Annotated in this window: 15 protein-coding genes; 6 read left to right on the top strand and 9 right to left on the bottom strand. The window is 74.2% G+C overall.

The features are described 5' to 3' along the window. Positions 1-73 precede the first annotated feature (73 nt). The 5 genes from pheS to rny all read left to right on the top strand — a co-directional run bounded on the left by pheS (position 74) and on the right by rny (position 6,679). On the top strand, positions 74-1,126 hold the full coding sequence (pheS, locus tag ACLIRP_RS17365) for a phenylalanine--tRNA ligase subunit alpha (RefSeq protein ID WP_412061731.1): 1,053 nt from the start codon (positions 74-76) through the stop codon (positions 1,124-1,126). Between the two features lie 80 nt (positions 1,127-1,206). Continuing rightward, positions 1,207-3,744, top strand: a complete 2,538-nt coding sequence (gene pheT, locus ACLIRP_RS17360; RefSeq protein WP_412061730.1) for a phenylalanine--tRNA ligase subunit beta — start codon at positions 1,207-1,209, stop codon at positions 3,742-3,744. A 120-nt stretch (positions 3,745-3,864) separates the two neighbouring features. Then, positions 3,865-4,170, top strand: a complete 306-nt coding sequence (locus ACLIRP_RS17355; protein WP_412061729.1) for a hypothetical protein — start codon at positions 3,865-3,867, stop codon at positions 4,168-4,170. After that, a complete protein-coding gene (locus ACLIRP_RS17350) occupies positions 4,167-4,478 on the top strand; it encodes a cell division protein ZapA (protein WP_412061728.1) in 312 nt (103 codons plus the stop codon). Before ACLIRP_RS17355 ends, ACLIRP_RS17350 begins: the two co-directional genes overlap by 4 nt. A gap of 470 nt (positions 4,479-4,948) precedes the next feature. Continuing rightward, positions 4,949-6,679 carry a ribonuclease Y gene (rny, locus tag ACLIRP_RS17345; protein ID WP_412061727.1) on the top strand — a complete coding sequence of 577 codons (1,731 nt, stop codon included), beginning with the start codon at positions 4,949-4,951 and terminating at the stop codon, positions 6,677-6,679. A gap of 3 nt (positions 6,680-6,682) precedes the next feature. Here the strand turns inward: rny and ACLIRP_RS17340 are convergent, their stop codons facing one another. The 3 genes from ACLIRP_RS17340 to ACLIRP_RS17330 are packed head-to-tail and all read right to left on the bottom strand — an operon-like array spanning position 6,683 to position 8,757. Beyond that, complete coding sequence (locus ACLIRP_RS17340) at positions 6,683-7,540, bottom strand: polymorphic toxin type 23 domain-containing protein (RefSeq protein WP_412061726.1); 858 nt, start codon at positions 7,538-7,540, stop codon at positions 6,683-6,685. Then, complete coding sequence (locus ACLIRP_RS17335; RefSeq protein ID WP_412061725.1) at positions 7,537-7,782, bottom strand: MoaD/ThiS family protein; 246 nt, start codon at positions 7,780-7,782, stop codon at positions 7,537-7,539. The genes ACLIRP_RS17340 and ACLIRP_RS17335 overlap by 4 nt, the downstream gene beginning before the upstream one ends. A gap of 24 nt (positions 7,783-7,806) precedes the next feature. Then, positions 7,807-8,757 carry a hypothetical protein gene (locus tag ACLIRP_RS17330; protein WP_412061724.1) on the bottom strand — a complete coding sequence of 317 codons (951 nt, stop codon included), beginning with the start codon at positions 8,755-8,757 and terminating at the stop codon, positions 7,807-7,809. Positions 8,758-8,937: 180 nt separating this feature from the next. Here ACLIRP_RS17330 and ACLIRP_RS17325 point away from each other — a divergent pair, with 180 nt between their 5' ends. Further along, positions 8,938-9,702, top strand: coding sequence for a winged helix-turn-helix domain-containing protein (locus ACLIRP_RS17325; protein WP_412061723.1), 765 nt, complete (start codon positions 8,938-8,940; stop codon positions 9,700-9,702). Positions 9,703-9,885: 183 nt separating this feature from the next. Here ACLIRP_RS17325 and ACLIRP_RS17320 read toward each other — a convergent pair whose 3' ends face one another. The 6 genes from ACLIRP_RS17320 to ACLIRP_RS17295 form a co-directional block, all read right to left on the bottom strand. After that, positions 9,886-11,418 (bottom strand): beta-N-acetylhexosaminidase, encoded by a 1,533-nt coding sequence (locus tag ACLIRP_RS17320; protein ID WP_412061722.1) that lies wholly within the window; start codon positions 11,416-11,418, stop codon positions 9,886-9,888. A 32-nt stretch (positions 11,419-11,450) separates the two neighbouring features. Next, a complete protein-coding gene (locus ACLIRP_RS17315; protein ID WP_412061721.1) occupies positions 11,451-12,008 on the bottom strand; it encodes a hypothetical protein in 558 nt (185 codons plus the stop codon). Positions 12,009-12,176: 168 nt separating this feature from the next. After that, positions 12,177-12,818, bottom strand: a complete 642-nt coding sequence (locus tag ACLIRP_RS17310) for a MarC family protein (RefSeq protein WP_412061720.1) — start codon at positions 12,816-12,818, stop codon at positions 12,177-12,179. A gap of 89 nt (positions 12,819-12,907) precedes the next feature. Then, on the bottom strand, positions 12,908-13,468 hold the full coding sequence (locus ACLIRP_RS17305; protein WP_412061719.1) for a DUF2306 domain-containing protein: 561 nt from the start codon (positions 13,466-13,468) through the stop codon (positions 12,908-12,910). 49 nt (positions 13,469-13,517) lie between these two features. Next, entirely contained in the window at positions 13,518-14,252 is a 735-nt protein-coding gene (locus tag ACLIRP_RS17300; RefSeq protein ID WP_412061718.1) for an ABC transporter ATP-binding protein, read from the bottom strand. An 88-nt stretch (positions 14,253-14,340) separates the two neighbouring features. Beyond that, positions 14,341-15,765, bottom strand: coding sequence for an efflux RND transporter periplasmic adaptor subunit (locus ACLIRP_RS17295; protein WP_412061717.1), 1,425 nt, complete (start codon positions 15,763-15,765; stop codon positions 14,341-14,343). Positions 15,766-15,776 lie beyond the last annotated feature (11 nt).

Below are 15,776 nucleotides of genomic sequence, written 5' to 3'. Positions count from 1 at the left end.
TCGACCACGTGACTCCCGCTCGGCCCCGGCCCGGCGGGAGTTTTTGTAGGCTCGCGCTCCGCTCCCCCGCCCCATGTCCGACACGCCCCTCGACTCCGCGATCGCCGCCGTCCAGGCCGAGATCGACGCGCTCCCGATCACCGACGCCGAGACGGCCGAGGCCTACCGGGTCCGGTTTCTCGGCCGGAAGTCCGGCGTCATCACTGACCTGTTCGCCCAGATCGGGACCGTCCCCGGCGACCAGCGCCGCGCGGTCGGCCAGCGGCTCAACGAGCTCAAGCAGGCCGCCCAGTCGCGCCTCGACGCCGCGCTCGCCGGACTGGCGGGCGACACGGAGGCTGGGGCCACCGACCTCGACCTGACGCTGCCGGGCCGCGTGCCCGCGCCGGTCGGCCAGGGCAGCCTGCACGTGCTGACCCAGACGCTCACCGACATCCAGGACATCTTCCGGTCGTTCGGCTTCGCCGTCGCGCGCGGGCCCGAGATCGAGGACGACTGGCACAACTTCTCGGCGCTCAACTTCCCGCCCGACCACCCGGCGCGGGACATGCAGGACACGTTCTTCCTGGAGCCGCCCGCGCCCGAGGGGCGGGGCGTGCTGCTGCGCACGCACACGTCGCCCGTCCAGGTCCGGGTGATGGAGCACCAGGCCCCGCCGATCCGCGTGATCGCGCCGGGCCGCGTCTTCCGCAACGAGGCCATCACGTACAAGAGCTACTGCCTTTTCCACCAGGTCGAGGGGCTCGTCGTCGACGAGACCGCCAGCTTCGCCGACCTCAAGGCGCTGCTGATGGCGTTCGGGAAGGCCTTTTTCGGCGCCTCCGACGGGCCCGCTCGCGAGGCGCGCATGCGCTTCCGACCCAACTTCTTCCCCTTTACCGAGCCCTCGGCCGAGGTCGACGTGTGGTGGGCCGACGAGACCATGCCCGGCGGCGGGCGCTGGATGGAGATCCTGGGCTCCGGCATGGTCGACCCGAATGTGCTCACCAACGTCGGCATCGACGCCGAGCGCTACACGGGCTACGCCTTCGGCATGGGCGTCGAGCGGCTGGCGATGCTCCGCCACGGCATCGACGACATCCGGCTCCTGTACGAGAACGACGTCCGCTTCCTCCAGCAGTTCTAAGAGGGATCGAGGGATGGGGGATGCGGCATGGGCAGAGTCCCCGCATCCCTCCGTGCCTCCTCCCGCATGCCTCTCTCGCCATGAACGTCTCCCTCAACTGGCTCTCCGACTACGTCGCGCACGGGCTCGACGCCGACGCGCTCGCCGAACGCCTGACCATGTCCGGCCTCGAGGTCGAGGGCATCGAGTCGACCGCCCCGCCGCTCGACGGCGTCGTCGTCGGGCACGTCGTCTCGGTCCGCCCGCACCCCAATGCCGACCGCTTGCGGATCTGCGAGGTCGACCTGGGCGAGGGCGACCCGGTCCAGATCGTGTGCGGCGCGCCGAACGTGGCCCAGGGCCAGCGCGTGCCGGTCGCGACCGTCGGCACGGAGCTGATGCTGCCGTCGCGCGAGGACCCGGCCGAGCGCCAGCCGGTGACCATCAAGAAGGGCAAGATCCGCGGCGAGGTCTCCTTCGGGATGATCTGCGCCGAGGACGAGCTCGGGCTCGGCGACGGCCACGACGGGATCCTGGTGCTGCCCGAGGACGCGACCGTCGGCCAGCCGGTTGCCGACCACCTGCGCCAGCGCGACGCGCTCCCTGGCGACGCCGTGCTCGACGTGTCGATCACCCCGAACCGGCCCGACGCGACGAGCCACCTCGGCGTCGCCCGCGACGTGGCCGCGCTCCTGGACCTCCCCCTCGCGCCGCCGACGGCCGCGATCCCCGAGGTCGGCGGCCACGTGGATTCGCTCGTGTCGGTGACGATCGAGGACGCCGAGGCGTGCCCGCGTTTCGTCGGGATGGTGGTGCGCGGCGTGACCGTCGGCCCGTCGCCGGAGTGGATGCAGGCGCGCCTGCGCGCGGTCGGCCTGCGGCCGATCTCGAACGTCGTCGACGTGACCAACTTCGTGATGCTGGAGACCGGCCAGCCGCTCCACGCCTACGACCTGGCGACGCTGGCCGAGTCGCGCGTCGTCGTCCGGCGCTCGCCCGGCGGCGAGACGTTCACGACGCTCGACGGCGTCGAGCGCACGCTCGCGAAGGGGACCGTGATGGTGGCCGACGGCGCCGGATATGTCGGCATCGCGGGCGTGATGGGCGGGCTCGACAGCGAGGTGTCCGACGCCACGACCGACGTGTTCATCGAGGGCGCGTACTGGGACCCGGCCTCGATCCGCCGCGCCTCGAAGGCGCTCGGGCTGCAGACCGACGCCAGCTACCGCTTCGAGCGCGGGGCCGACCCGACGGGTCAGCCGCTCGCTGTCGCGCGCGCCGCCGAGCTGATCGCCGAGACCGCCGGCGGCACGATCGTCGACGGCCGGATCGACGCCCACTCTCTCCCTTACGAGCCGCGGACCGTCACGCTCCGCCCGTCGCGCGTGGCGCGCGTGCTGGGCATGGAGGTCCCGCGCGACGAGATCGTGCGGCTGCTCACCGCCATCGGCTTCGAGGTCGCCGACGACGCGGACGCGCTCGACGCCTTCGCCGAGGCCGTCCAGGCCGGCGGCGTCGGCGCTGGCGTGCAGGCCGCCGACGACGCGCTGACCGTCACCATCCCGCCCTTCCGCCCGGACGTCGAGCGCGAGGTCGACGTGGTCGAGGAGGTCGCCCGGCTGTGGGGCTACGACCGGCTCCCCGTGCCCGACGCCACGCCCGTCCCGCTCGTCCCGGCCGGCGACACGCCCGACGCCCGCCTGCTCGACCGGACGCGCGGGCGGCTCGCGGCGCTCGGCTTCCGCGAGATGGTCACCAACTCGCTGCTCCCAAAGGCGACCGCCGCGTCCTTCGCCGACGCCGCCTGGACCGGCCGCCCCGGCGGCGCCGTCGAGACGCTCAACCCGATCTCGCAGGAGATGGCCGCGCTCCGGCCGTCGCTGCTGCCCGGCCTGCTGGCGGTCGCCAGCTACAACCAGGCGCGCGGGGCCGGCGCGCTGCGGCTGTTCGAGGCCGGCCACGTCTATCGGACATCCGACGCCAACGACGGCGCCGTCTCGGGCTACCACGAGCACACCTCGCTCGTCGTGGGGATGAGCGGGGCCGCGCCGGCGTCGTGGGAGGGCCCGGCCCGCCCGCTCGACGTGTACGACCTCAAGGGCGTCGTGGCCGACCTGCTGGCGGACCTCGGGCTGGACAATATCACTGAGACGCCGCACCCCGCACCCGAGGCGCTGACGGCGTACGCGCTCGACCTCGCCGTCGGCGACACCCGGATCGGCCGCCTGGGTTTGGTTGCCGATTCCGTCGCGGACGCCGCCGACCTCGTCGAGCCGCTGTATGTGGCCGAGCTCGACTGGGACGCGGTCGCGGCACTCGCCACGCGCAGTCAGCCCGCGCGCTACGCGCCCATCTCGCGCTTCCCGACCGTCGAGCGTGACTTGGCGCTCGTCGTTCCCGAGGCGCAAGCCGCCGGGCCGCTTCTCGACACGATCCGCAGCGCGGGCAAGCCGCTTCTCCAAGACGTCCGCGTGTTCGACGTGTACCGGGGCGAGGGCGTCGGCGACGGGCAGAAGAGCCTGGCCGTCGCGCTCCGCTTCGGCGCCGACAAGACGCTGCGCGACAAGGAGGTCGACGGGCGCGTCCGCCGCATCGTCGGGGCGCTGGAAGCCAAGCATGGCGCCACGCTGCGGACGTAGCCATCGCCGGGCCTGGGCGGGGGTGCAGGCCGACCGCCGCCCATCAGTTGCATCGGTGGGGTCTCTCGGGGATACCCCCCAGGAGTTCATGTCTATCTTGAACCTCCCACACGCCCCGCCATGGAGCCCACCGACCGCCTTGAGGACGACCCGGCCCGGGCCGATGTCCGGCCCGAGTGGCGATCGCTGAGCGTGCTCCGCGACCGCGTCGAGGCGGCGGTGCGCGAGATCGGGCGGCTCCGTTCGGAGAACGCGGCGCTCGCGAAGCGGCTGATCGAACTGCAGGACGCCCGCGACGCCGCCCCGTCGTTCGCCTTCGGCGAGGGCGAGGACCCCGAGGCCCTGCGCACGCGCGTCGAGGGGTTCCTCACGCTCGTCGACGGCCTGCTGGAGGCCACCCCTGAAGACTCGGAGGGCACGTCGTGAGCGACCCCGTTTCCGTCCGCATCCGCATTCTCGACCGGGACTACCCACTCCGGGTGGCGCCCGGCGACGAGGACTACACGGTCCACCTCGCGGCACGCGTCGACGAGCGGCTGCGGCGCTTGCGCAGCCAGCTCCCGTCCCAGCCCGACCTCACGCACGCCGTCCTCGTGGCGCTGGAGCTGGCGGAGGAGCTGTACGCGGCGCGCGCCGAGACCGACCGCCTGCGCGCGCGCCTGGAGATCGAGTCGCAAGCCCTGTCCGACCGGATCGAGCGGGCGCTGGCGGGCGGGGCGGAGGACACGGACTGAGGCACGCGGGATGCGCAAGCGAGCGTGGTCCGGCACACCGTGGGCGGCCTATCGCCCTCCTCTCCCGTATCCCACCTCCCTCTGGGGAATTCGTGGTCTCTCACGGAACGGCGGGCAGGCCGGGGCGATATTGGGGACGCGCGGCACAGGCCTCGGTCCGTCCGCGCCCACCGGCTTGTAGCCACCGCATGGGAACCTGAACAGCGTTTACCGCGGGGGTCCTGTTTCGGATCTGACCATCAGACCGCACCCCGCCCTCGGGCGGGGCCTCGGGGTTCGCCCCGGGCCGCGGAAGGCGAGAGGGTCCAAGGGGCTCCCACATTGTCAGACGAGCAAGGTTCTCGTCCAAGCGCTGCAGGCTGGTGTCTCTGCTCGACCGGGTCGGCCCGACGGGAGTCCGTCGCCGCTGGCCGGTCACCTGCGCGAGCGCCCCGGGGAGGTCTCCGGGGCGCTCGCCTCCCGTTTCCCCCATGGACCCGCTCGTCCTCGTAGCCCTCGCGACCGCCCTGGCCCTGGCCGTGGGCTTTGTGGCCGGGCGCGTCGTCCGGGGCGGGTCCGCCGCCGCCCGGCTCGACGAGGCGGCCGCCCGCGCCGAGCGCGCAGCCGGGCACGCCGAGGCCGAGGCCGAGCGGCACCGCGCCCAGGCCGAGGCCGCCCGCGCCGAGCTGGCGACCGCGAGAGAAGACGTCGCCGCCGCCCGCGACGAGGTCCGCCGCCGCCGCGCCCGCATCGACGCCCGCGTCGTGGACGTGAAGGCCAAGACGGCCGCGGCGCGCGCCAAGATCGAGGCCGCCCGCGCCGAGGTCGAGGCGCGGTCCCAGGACCTCGACGCGCGCGAGGCCGCGCTCGACGCCGCCGCCCAGGCCTTCGACGCGCTCGCGGCCGCCGCCGAGCGCCGCCGCGTCGAGGCCGACACCCTGCGCGAGCAGGTCCAGACGCTAGCGGCCGCCGCCGGGCGCCGCCAGCAGGAGGTCGCCGAGCGCGAGCGCGAGGCCGAGGCCCTCCACGAACGGCTCTGCGCCGACGCCGACCGCCTCGACTCGCTCATCGAGGAGCACGTGGGCAAGCTGGAGCAGGTCGCCGGGATGTCGCGCGACGAGGCGCGCGAGGCGCTCGTCGCCGAGATCACGCGCGCGGCTCGGCTGGAGGCCGCTGGCGCCGTCAAGGAGGCGCGGGAGAAGGCCCGGGCGACGGCCCAGCGCGACGCGACGCGGACGGTCCTCAAGGCCATCCAGCGGATCGCCGCCACGGCGACGATCGAGCACACCGTCTCGACGGTCGCGCTGGCGTCGGACGACATGAAGGGCCGGGTGATCGGGCGCGAGGGCCGCAACATCCGCGCGTTCGAGGCCGCGACGGGCGTCGAGGTCATCGTCGACGACACACCCGACGCCGTGCTCGTCTCGGGGTTCGACCCCGTCCGCCGCGAGGTCGCCCGGCTCTCGCTCGTCCGCCTGCTCGAGGACGGCCGGATCCACCCGGCGCGGATCGAGGAGATCGTCGCCGAGACGAAGGCGGAGATCGACGCCGAAATCCTCGCGACCGGCGAGCAGGCCGCGCTCGACCTCCAGGTCCACGGGCTCCACCCCGAGCTGGTCCGGCTCGTCGGCCGGATGAAGTACCGCGCCAGCTACGGCCAGAACCTGCTCCACCACTCGATCGAGACGGCCAAGCTGGCGGCGCTGATGGCGGCGGAGCTCGGCCTCGACGCCCGCAAGGCGCGGCGGGCCGGGCTGCTCCACGACATCGGCAAGGTCATCGAGGGCGACCTCGAACAGCCGCACGCGATCGCCGGGATGGAGCTGGCGCGGCGCTACAACGAGCACCCGGACGTGGCGAACGCGATCGGCGCGCACCACGACGAGGTGCCCATGGCGACGCCCATCGCGCCGCTCGTCCAGGCCGCCGACGCCGCGAGTGGCGCCCGGCCCGGCGCCCGGCGCGAGTCGCTCGAACGGTACGTGCAGCGGCTCCAAAAGCTGGAGCGGCTGGCGTCCGAGTTCGACGGCGTCGAGCAGGCGTACGCCATCCAGGCCGGCCGCGAGGTCCGCGTGGTCGTCGACACGGACCGGATCACGGACGCCATCGCGGAGTCGCTGGCGCGCGACATCTCGCAGCGCGTCGAGCGCGAGCTGGAGTACCCGGGGCAGATCACGGTGACGGTCATCCGCGAGGTCCGCGCCGTCGCCGTCGCCAAGTAGCGCTCAGTAGAGGCCCCCACCCTCGTTGAGCGCCAGCCGGATGAACAAGCGCGGCGCGCGGTCGCGGCGCGGGATCTGGCCGTCGTCGATCAGGCGGTGGAACGTGTTCTGGATGGCCGACCGGACGCCCTCGGCGTCGACGCCGAGCGACAGCGTCAGGCCGCCGTAGACGGCGTCGAGCGCCAGGATGCCGTGCGAGTAGGCGCCACCGAGCTGGCCCGAAAGGTCGTAGGTCTCGTTGCGCGTGAGGCGCCCGAGCCCGGCCGTCGTGCCCGTCCACAGCACGGCGCGGAGCCCGAGGCCGGCGGGCGTCTCGCGGTCGGTGCGGACGACGCGGACGCGGATCGCGGCCGTGCGGAACTCGTCGCGCAGGAGGTGGGCGAACGCGTCGTTTTCGTATGCGACCTCGACGACCGAGCGCGCCGTCGCGAGCCGGTACCGGATCCCGCCCGACGCTTGCGACGTGCCGTCGGAGTCGAGGTAGCCGAGGAGGGCGTACGCCAGCTCGTGGCGCCGGACGCTCGGCTGCAACACGTCCCCGGTCGCGCGCCGGACCGGCGGGCCGAACGCGACGGCCAGTTCGATTCCGGGCTGCGCGCCAACGCCGGCGCCAGGGATCCCCAGATCGTCGACCAAGCCCTCTACCCCGACGCCGCCCCGCACGAGCAGACCTACGGAGCGCCCACGGATCAGCGGTGCGGCCGCGTGGAGGCGCGCGCCGAGCGCCGTCTCGTGGGTCCCCACCTTTGCCGTCGCGGCGGCGCCGATCTGGAGACGCGGGGTGTCGAGCAGCGGGCCACTCGCCTGCGCCGCACACGGCACCGCAAGCAGCGCCGCGAGCAGGAGGACGCCCGGCCTCACCCGCCGCTCACGGGCGTGATCAGCGCGACCTCGGCGCCGGGCGCGATCGGCGTCGCGAGCGGCACGTAGCGGTGGTCGACCGCCAGCCGGATCGTCGGGCGGTGCCGGGCGATGGGCGCATGTATGTCCGCCAGCCGGTCGAGGAGCGCGTCGCCGCTCGCGCCATCGGGCAGGTCGGCCGACACCTCGGCCGCGCCGATCTCGCGGCGGAGCACGTCGAACAGGAGCACGCGGACGGTCACAAGCGGGCGGGTGGGGGCCCGAGTCTACGGCGGGGGCAGCGCGAACGGCGGCGCGAGCGCGCGGCGGTGCCAGCCGGGCCGGGCCGCGTCGAGCACGAGCGCGTGCGCCGCGCCGACGGCGTAGAACGCGAGCCGGCCGTCGCGGGCGAGATCGACTGCCGCAAGCTCCGACGCCAGCGACGCGCGCAGGGCGTGGGCGGCGTCGGCGTAGGGGACCGCCCCCAACGCCTGAAACGCAGGCCCGGGCGGCTCCACCGACGCGGCCGCGTGCGCCAGCCGGATCTCGCCGTAGCGGGCCACGCCCTCCTGCCACAGCTGAAAGTCGAAGTAGCGGTCGTCGCGCGGCGCCAGCACGGCCCGCAGCGACGCTCGCGCCTGGACCACGTGGGTGAGCGCCGCCTCCGGGTCCCGGGCGCCGAGCGCGCACGCCAGTGCCCACCGGTAGCCGGCGAACGCTGCCCCCACGGCGGGATCCGCATAGGGGAACGGGAAGTCGAGCATCCACATCCCCGACGTGTCGCCGCCGGCGAGGTCGAGCGCGGCCACGTCGCCGAAGTAGCCGGGGCGGCTCATCTGGCGCTGGTGGACCCGCTCGTGGAGGAGGGTCAGCACCCACGCCGTCGGCTCGCGCCCCGTCTGCCCCGCCGTGCCGACGACGACCGTCGGGACGCCGCCGATGGGGAACGTCGCCAGCAGGCCGGGGCCGACCTGGCGCGGGCGGACGTGAAACGCCCCCCCGAGCGCGGGGTCCTCCCCGGCCGGCGCCCAGCCGTCGGGCGGCGTCGGGTGGCCGACGAGCACCTCGCGATCGCCGTCGACGAGGAGCACGGCGAAGGGGACGGCGGCGCGCTCCCACAACGTGCCGTCGAGCGCGGCGACCAGGCGGACGGCCTCCGCCAGCATCGCGTGGTCGGCGGGCGCCAGCGGCTGGGCGGCGGCGGGCAGGGCGAGGCAGAGCAGGAGCAGGGTGCGCATCGGACCGGGGAGGACGGGGCCCGAGGCTAGGGGCGGACGGGCCGACCGCGCCGCAGGGCGGCCGAAGGGATCTCGGAGGTCTGTCGGAGGCGGGCCGTTTGGTGGCGGAGGCCCGCCCTCCGAACTTCCTCCGACGCCCGCCCCGCTCGCGAGCCCCCCTCTCCGCCCCTCCGCCCCGCCATGCCGCCCCCCGACTGGACGTTCACCCTCGGCGAGTCGACCATCGCCCCGCACGCCAACGAGGTCCGCCAGCCGAACGGCACGACGGTGCGGCTGGAGCCGAAGGCGACGGCGGTGCTGGTGATGCTGGCGGCGCACCCCGGCGAGGTCGTCCCGCGCGAGGCGCTGCTCGAGACCGTCTGGCCCGACGTGGTCGTCACGGAGGCCTCGCTGACGCGGTGCGTGTCGCAGCTCCGGCTGGCGCTCGGCGACGACGCCCGCGAGCCGGCGTTCATCGAGACGATCCCGAAGGTGGGGTACCGCTTGCTCGTCGCCCCCAACGGTGGGGAGGCCGCGCCCTCGCCGGCGCCTGCGCGCCGCGTGGTGCTCGTCGCCGCGATCGCGCTGCTGGCGCTGGGCGGCGCCGTGATGGCGGCCCTGCTGGCGGAGCCCGTCGCCGACGACGCGAGCATCGAGGTGGCGTACCGCGTCGAGGTGGACGGGACGATGGACGAGGCCTCCGTGACCACGACCGGCTCCGACGGCGGGCCCGTGACGGAGACGGTGGCCGGGTTTCCGTTTACACGGACGGTCGGGATCGGTGGGCGGCGCGAGGGCACGTTCCGGGTCCGCGTGCGCGGGCAGGCCGCCGACGCCGAGGTGCGCGTCTCGGTCGCCGTCCGTCGCGGCGACGAGGTGCTGACGCGGCACGAGGCCACGGCGAGGGTCTCCGCCGATGCGCCCGAGACGGTCGACGTGTTCGCGCTGGCGACGGTCAGCGAGTAGCGCGGCGACCCGTCCGTGGAGCCATCCCGAGCGAGCGAAGCGAGTCGGGGGATCTCAGCCGGGCACAGCGCCGCGTCCCCGCTGTAGCTGGGCGGTGCGCGACGGAGATCCTTCGACTACGGCCTCCGGCCTCCGCTCAGGATGACACGGTGAAGCGCGCGCGCTGACGGCTGAGAGCAACGGTCACTCCACGCCGTCGGGAGCCCAGTCGACCTCGGGGGAGCGGTAGAACGAGACGCCGAGCGCGGACCAGCGGGGGCCGAAGGCACCGAGGCGGGCGCGGTAGCCCGTCCACGAGCGCAACGCTCGCGGGGTCCACCCGATCTCGGCGACGCCCGCGAGCCGGGGGAAGGCCATGAACTCGACGTCGGCGATTGTCGCCAGCGTCTCCGACCACAGCGGGCCCTCGACGCCCCGGATGGCGGCCTCGGGGACGCCCGCGACGGCCGTCGTCGGGTCCCAGTCGTAGGCGTCGCGGACGCCGTTGAGGCCGGGCCACGTGAGGCCCAGGATCGTGTCGGCGTCGTACTTGATGTCGAGGTAGATGCGGTCCGACGGAGACAGGACGACGGTCGCGCCCTCGGCGACCGCCTGCGCGACACGACGCGCCACGGCGGGGACCTGGGGCCGCCAGACCTGCACGACGGCGCCGGGCGCGAGGTCGGCCGCGGCCACGTCATCCCACCCCACGAACGTCCGCCCCGTCGCCGCCACGACGCGCTGGGCGTCCTCGACGAACGACGCGAACTGGGCCGCGCTCAGCTCCTCGACCTCGTCGCCGCCGAGGTGGATGGCGTCGCCGGGGAAGGCCGCGAGCGCCGCCACCACGTCGGCGACGAAGGCGTCCGTCGCGGGCGTGCCGACGCAGACGGCGCTGAAGCCGACGTTGGTGCCGGTGTACGGGGGCCGCGCACGGCCGTCGCAGTTGAGCTCGGGGACCGACGCGAGCGCGGCGTTCGTGTGGCCGGGCAGGTCGATCTCCGGGACGACGGTGACGAACCGCTCGGCGGCGTAGGCGACCAGGCCCGCGTAGTCCTCGGTCGTGTAGAACCCGCCGGGCCCGCCGCCGACCTGGGTCCGCCCGCCGACGCGCGTGAGGTCGGGACGGCCGGGGATCTCGATCCGCCAGCCCTGGTCGTCGCTGAGGTGGAGGTGCAGGCGGTTGAGCTTGTGGAGCGCCATGAGGTCGAGCACGCGCTCGACGTCGGGCACGTCGAAAAAGTGGCGGGCCACGTCGAGCATCATCCCGCGCCACGCGAACCGGGGCGCGTCGACGATGCGGACGGCCGGGATCGGGAGCGGCCGGAAGAGGGCCGCGCCATACTCGACGCGGACGGGCAGCAGTTGGCGCAGCGTCTGGACACCGTAGAACAACCCGGCCGGCGCCGAGGCGACGATCTCGACCCCGCTGGCGGCCACGTCGAGCGCGTAGCCCTCCGCCCCGTGCCCTGCGGCGGGGTCGATCGCGAGGGCGATCGCGGGTTCGTCCGTCTCGGCGACCACGCGGGGCGTCGTGTCGACGGTGTTGCCGATGAGGGCCGCGAGCGTCGCGCCGATCCGCCGGGCGTCGGCGTCCGTCGCGACGATGGGTGTGGTCTCGGTGACGACGAACGGGGGGGCCTCGCGCCACGCCACCTCGGCGGGGAGCGGCACGAGGGCGGGCTGGGCCGCCAGCGACGGGGCGAGAAGGGCCAGCAGGGCGGCAAGGCGGAGCATCGGGGCAGGCGCGTGTCGCCCGAGGATAGCCCCTAGCGGGCCGCCTCCCGGAGCCAGGCGGGGTATCCCTGGGCGTCGGCGGCGGCGAGCGCGGGGGCGTCTGGGACCGCCAGCCAGCGCGCGGCGCCAGCGGCGAGGGCGGCGCGGCGAGCGTGCGGCGACGTCCCCTCGGCCTCCAGGCACACCGACCACCACGCGGCCCCGGCGACGGTCACCGTCGACAGCTCCAGCGCGCAGCTCCCGCCCGCCAGCTCCAGCACGTATTGGCGGCGGCGCTTGGCGACCGCGAGCCACGGGCCGTCGAGCGGACCGACGGACTCGGCGAGCGCGAACGACCACTTGGTCCAGGCCTCGGCGGTCGCCCGGGCGGCGCCGGCGGCGACGGGCCCGGCGGCGCCGGCGCGGCGCTTCATCTCGAGGCGTCCCTCGCGCAGCTTGACCCCAAGGGCGTCCGACGACGGCGCGAGGTAGCGGTCGGTGCGGGCCTCCTCGTCGGGTGGGTCGCCGAGGGACGCGAACCACGCGGTGACCGCGCCGGGGATGGGGCCGGGGCGAAACCAGCGGACTTCGAGGGTGGGCGTGGTCAGCATGGCACGGATACCCCCGTCAGCGCGCGGACGATCCGGGGCGTCGCCCGACTGGCGCGAGCCGGCCTGCTGGCGCGGACCCGCCCCCCCCCGCCTGCCGGCCGCCCCCCTCCTTGGATGGGGAGGGGGACAGGGGGTGGTCGACCGGCCGTCGCGAGCCCGTCGTCCGCGCTACGCGGCGGCGATCATGCCCAGGACGCCCGCACGGATCATGGCGACCGAGATCGCCGCCAGGAACAAGCTGGCGACCTTGGCGATGGCCTTCGAGGTCCCCCGCCCCGCCAGCTTCAGGATCGCCGGGCCGAACGTGAACGTGATGAACACCAGCGTCATGTTGAGCAGGATCGACACCAGCGTGACGACCCAGCCGAACTGGCCGTCCGAAATCAGGATCGTCGTGATGGCGCCGGGCCCGATGATGAGCGGGATGCCGAGCGGGACGACGGGCAGGTCGACGGGCTCGTCGGGCGCGTGGTCGTGGAGCTTGGCGCGCTCTTTTTTGGAGCCGCCGCGCCGGTCCTTGGTGTCGCCGAAGGCCAGGTCCGTCACGGCGATGACGAGCAGGATGATGCCGCCGCCGACGCGCAGGTCGTTGAGCGTGATGCCCAGCGTGTCGAAGATGATTTGCCCGGCGAAGAGCATCAAGACGGCCAGCACGGCCGCCGCCAGCAGGGCGCGGACGAGCAGCTGGCGGCGGTCGTCGCGCGAGAACGTCTCCGTCATCCCGATGTAGAGCGGCAGGATGCCGGGGATGTTGATGGCGACGAAGAGGGGCAGGAAGGCAGCGACGAGCGCGGCCACGAAGTCGGGCACGGAATCGGGGGGAGGGGCGGCCGATGATCGCGAATCGCCACAGAGTACCCCGTGACGACTCCGTGACGGGCGCCGAACTCACCGCCCGTTCACCGCGCCGGCGCGGCGCCTTCGCGAGCGGACGTCGGGGCGGGTGCTGGGGCGTCGGGGTCCACGAACGGGGCGAGCGCGAACCAGCCGGGCTGGCTCCGGGCGATCCACCGGCGTCCGACGATCGGCGGGAGGCCCCAGACGACGAACAGCGACAGCCCGATCGCCACGCCCTCCGGCACCCCCACCGCTGCAAAGGCGACCATCAGCGGGCCCTGGAGGTGGCCGCCGGTCGCCATCACGAGCCCGATGTACGACCACGCCATCCACATAAAGTGCCACGGCAGCCAGCCCGGCCGGCGGCGCCACGCCGAGACGGCCCCGGCCACGACGGTGCCCAGGCTGACGAGGGCGGCGGCGTGGAACGGGCCGAACCCGCTGAACATGGGCGTCGTGTCGCGGAGCCCGAACGCCAGCCCGCACAGCACGACCATCGACCCGACGTAGACGCGGCCCACGGCTCGGTGGAGGCGGTCGCCCTTCCGCCGCGCCAGCACGATCGCGCCGGTCGCGAGGGCCGTGACGCCGAGCGCGGTGTGGACGATGGAGATCGGGGCCATAGCGTCGGGAGGCAAGAAGTCCGCCCGTTACGCCACAGCGACTCGCGGGTTACGCCGCCTCCGTCACCAGGTCCGCCTCGGCGACCTCGGCCAGGACGGGCGCCGCGACGGGCTGGTCGGTCTCGACGACGCCGTCCCGCAGGCGGACGATGCGCCGGGCGTGCGCGGCGATCTCGTCCTCGTGCGTGACCACGATGACCGTGTTGCCCTCGCGCGAGAGCTGCTCGAAGAGCCGCATGATCTCGTCGGAGGTGACCGAGTCGAGGTTGCCGGTCGGCTCGTCGGCGAGCAGGATCGCGGGGCGGTTGACGAGCGCGCGCGCCACGGCGACGCGCTGGCGCTGGCCGCCCGAGAGTTCGTTCGGCTTGTGGTCCATCCGGTCGCCGAGGCCGACGCGCTCCAGCGACTCGGCGGCGCGGGCGCGGCGCTCGGCCCGGCCGACGCCCGCGTACACGAGCGGGAGTTCGACGTTCTGCAGGCAGTCCTGGCGGGGCAGTAGGTTGAAGGTCTGGAAGACGAACCCGATCTGGCCGTTGCGGACCGCCGCCAGCTCGTCGTCTGAGAGCGAGCCCACGTCGCGGCCGTCGAGCTGGTACGTCCCCTTCGTCGGGACGTCGAGGCAGCCGATCACGTTCATCAGCGTGCTCTTGCCGGAGCCGGACGGGCCCATGATGGCGACGTACTCGCCGCGCTCGACGGCGAGCGTGCAGCCGCGCAGGGCGTGGACTTCCTGGGTCCCCATCCGATACGTCTTCCAGACGTCGGCGATGTCGATGACGGACATGGGCGGGTGAGGGGTGCTGAGTGAAGAGTGATGAGCGGGAGAGCAGAAGCGCGTGGGTGCGAGGGCATCGCCCCTCACCCCTTACCCACTACTCATCACTCCGGACCGCGTCGCCGGCCTCGAGTTCGGTGCGCAAGATGCGGAAGGGGCCGGTGACGACGGTCTCGCCGCCGGTCAGGCCCTCGCGGATCTCGATGTGCGTGTCGTCGGTGATGCCGGTCGTGACCTCGCGCATCTCGGCCTTGCCGTCGACGACGATGAACACGACGCGGCGCAGGTCCTCGCCCTCGGGCTCGGGCCCCGACACCTCCTCGCCGGACGCCTGGGCCTTGCGGCGGCGCTCGCGCTCGATCTCGTTGAAGTCGCGGACGGTGACGGCCTGGATCGGGACCACGACGGCGTCGGGGACCGACCGCGTGTAGATGTCGACGGTCCCGCTCATGCCGGGGCGGAGCAAGGGGCCCGGCCCGGCGGGGACGCCCTCGTCGGGCGCGCGCGCGGCGTCGGCCGGGGCGTCGCCGGCGGCGGCCAGGCGGACGACCACGGGGAAGTTGGTGACGGCCTGCGAGGTGCCCGCGTTCTGGATCCGCGCCGAGTTGGCGATCTGGACGACCGCCCCGCCCAGCCCCTCCTCGGGGTACGCGTCGACCTCGATGCGCGCCGAGTCGCCGATGGCCACGTTCACCACGTCGTTCTCGTTGACGTCGATCTCCATGGTCATCGCGTCGAGCCGCGAGATGCGCATGATGTCGGTGCCGGTCATGGTCTGGGTCCCGACGACGCGCTCGCCGAGCTCGATGTTGAGCTGGCTGACCGTCCCGGACATGGGCGCGTAGATGGCGGTCTGCGCGAGCTGCTGGCCGGCCTGGCGGGCCCCCACTTCGGCGCTGCGGACCTGGGTCCGGGCGCTCCGGACGCGGCCCTGCGCCGAGGCCACGCGTGCCGTGGCGCCGTTGACGGCCTGGCGCGCCGCGGCCTCCGACGCGGCGGCCACCTCGTACGCCCCGCGCGCGGCGTCGAGCTCCATGGCCGAGGCCACGTCGCGGTCGAACAGGTCCTGCTGGCGGTCGAGCGCGCGCTGCGTCCGCTCGCGCTCGGCGGTCGCGCGAGCGAGGTCGGCGCGGGCCTGCTCGACGGCGCGCTGGGCCTCGACGACGGCCGACTGCGCCTCGCCGACGCCGCTCTGGGCCGTCGCGATCTGGGCGCGGGCGCGCTCGGCCTCGCTGGCGTAAACGTCCGGGCGGACGCGGAAGAGCAGGTCGCCGCGCTGGACGCGGTCGCCCTCCTCGACGGCCAGGAAGATGACCTCGCCCGAGACGTCGGACGAGATGGGCACCTCGACCTCGCTGGCGACCGTCCCCGAGGCCGTCACGGTCTGCGTGATGGTGCGGACCTGCGCCTCGGCCGTCTCGACGGCGACGCCTTCCTCGCCGCCGCCCATCACGGCGGCCACGCCGACGAGCACGACGAGCAGCACGCCGACGCCGATCAGAATCTTTTTGGTGGGGGACATGTCGGGAGTCT

This window comes from Rubrivirga halophila, from assembly GCF_046845755.1.
Lineage (GTDB): Bacteria > Bacteroidota > Rhodothermia > Rhodothermales > Rubricoccaceae > Rubrivirga.
Note: the sequence above shows the minus strand (reverse complement) of the source record. Positions and strands in the feature narration are given on the sequence as shown.

Coding starts and splice junctions, on each gene's coding strand:
- ACLIRP_RS17355 (WP_412061729.1), top strand. CDS start 3,865: ATGGAGCCCACCGACCGCCTTGAGGACGACCCGGCCCGGGCCGATGTC.
- ACLIRP_RS17315 (WP_412061721.1), bottom strand. CDS start 12,008: ATGCTGACCACGCCCACCCTCGAAGTCCGCTGGTTTCGCCCCGGCCCC.
- ACLIRP_RS17320 (WP_412061722.1), bottom strand. CDS start 11,418: ATGCTCCGCCTTGCCGCCCTGCTGGCCCTTCTCGCCCCGTCGCTGGCG.
- ACLIRP_RS17295 (WP_412061717.1), bottom strand. CDS start 15,765: ATGTCCCCCACCAAAAAGATTCTGATCGGCGTCGGCGTGCTGCTCGTC.
- ACLIRP_RS17305 (WP_412061719.1), bottom strand. CDS start 13,468: ATGGCCCCGATCTCCATCGTCCACACCGCGCTCGGCGTCACGGCCCTC.
- ACLIRP_RS17325 (WP_412061723.1), top strand. CDS start 8,938: ATGCCGCCCCCCGACTGGACGTTCACCCTCGGCGAGTCGACCATCGCC.
- ACLIRP_RS17330 (WP_412061724.1), bottom strand. CDS start 8,757: ATGCGCACCCTGCTCCTGCTCTGCCTCGCCCTGCCCGCCGCCGCCCAG.
- pheT (WP_412061730.1), top strand. CDS start 1,207: ATGAACGTCTCCCTCAACTGGCTCTCCGACTACGTCGCGCACGGGCTC.
- ACLIRP_RS17300 (WP_412061718.1), bottom strand. CDS start 14,252: ATGTCCGTCATCGACATCGCCGACGTCTGGAAGACGTATCGGATGGGG.
- rny (WP_412061727.1), top strand. CDS start 4,949: ATGGACCCGCTCGTCCTCGTAGCCCTCGCGACCGCCCTGGCCCTGGCC.
- pheS (WP_412061731.1), top strand. CDS start 74: ATGTCCGACACGCCCCTCGACTCCGCGATCGCCGCCGTCCAGGCCGAG.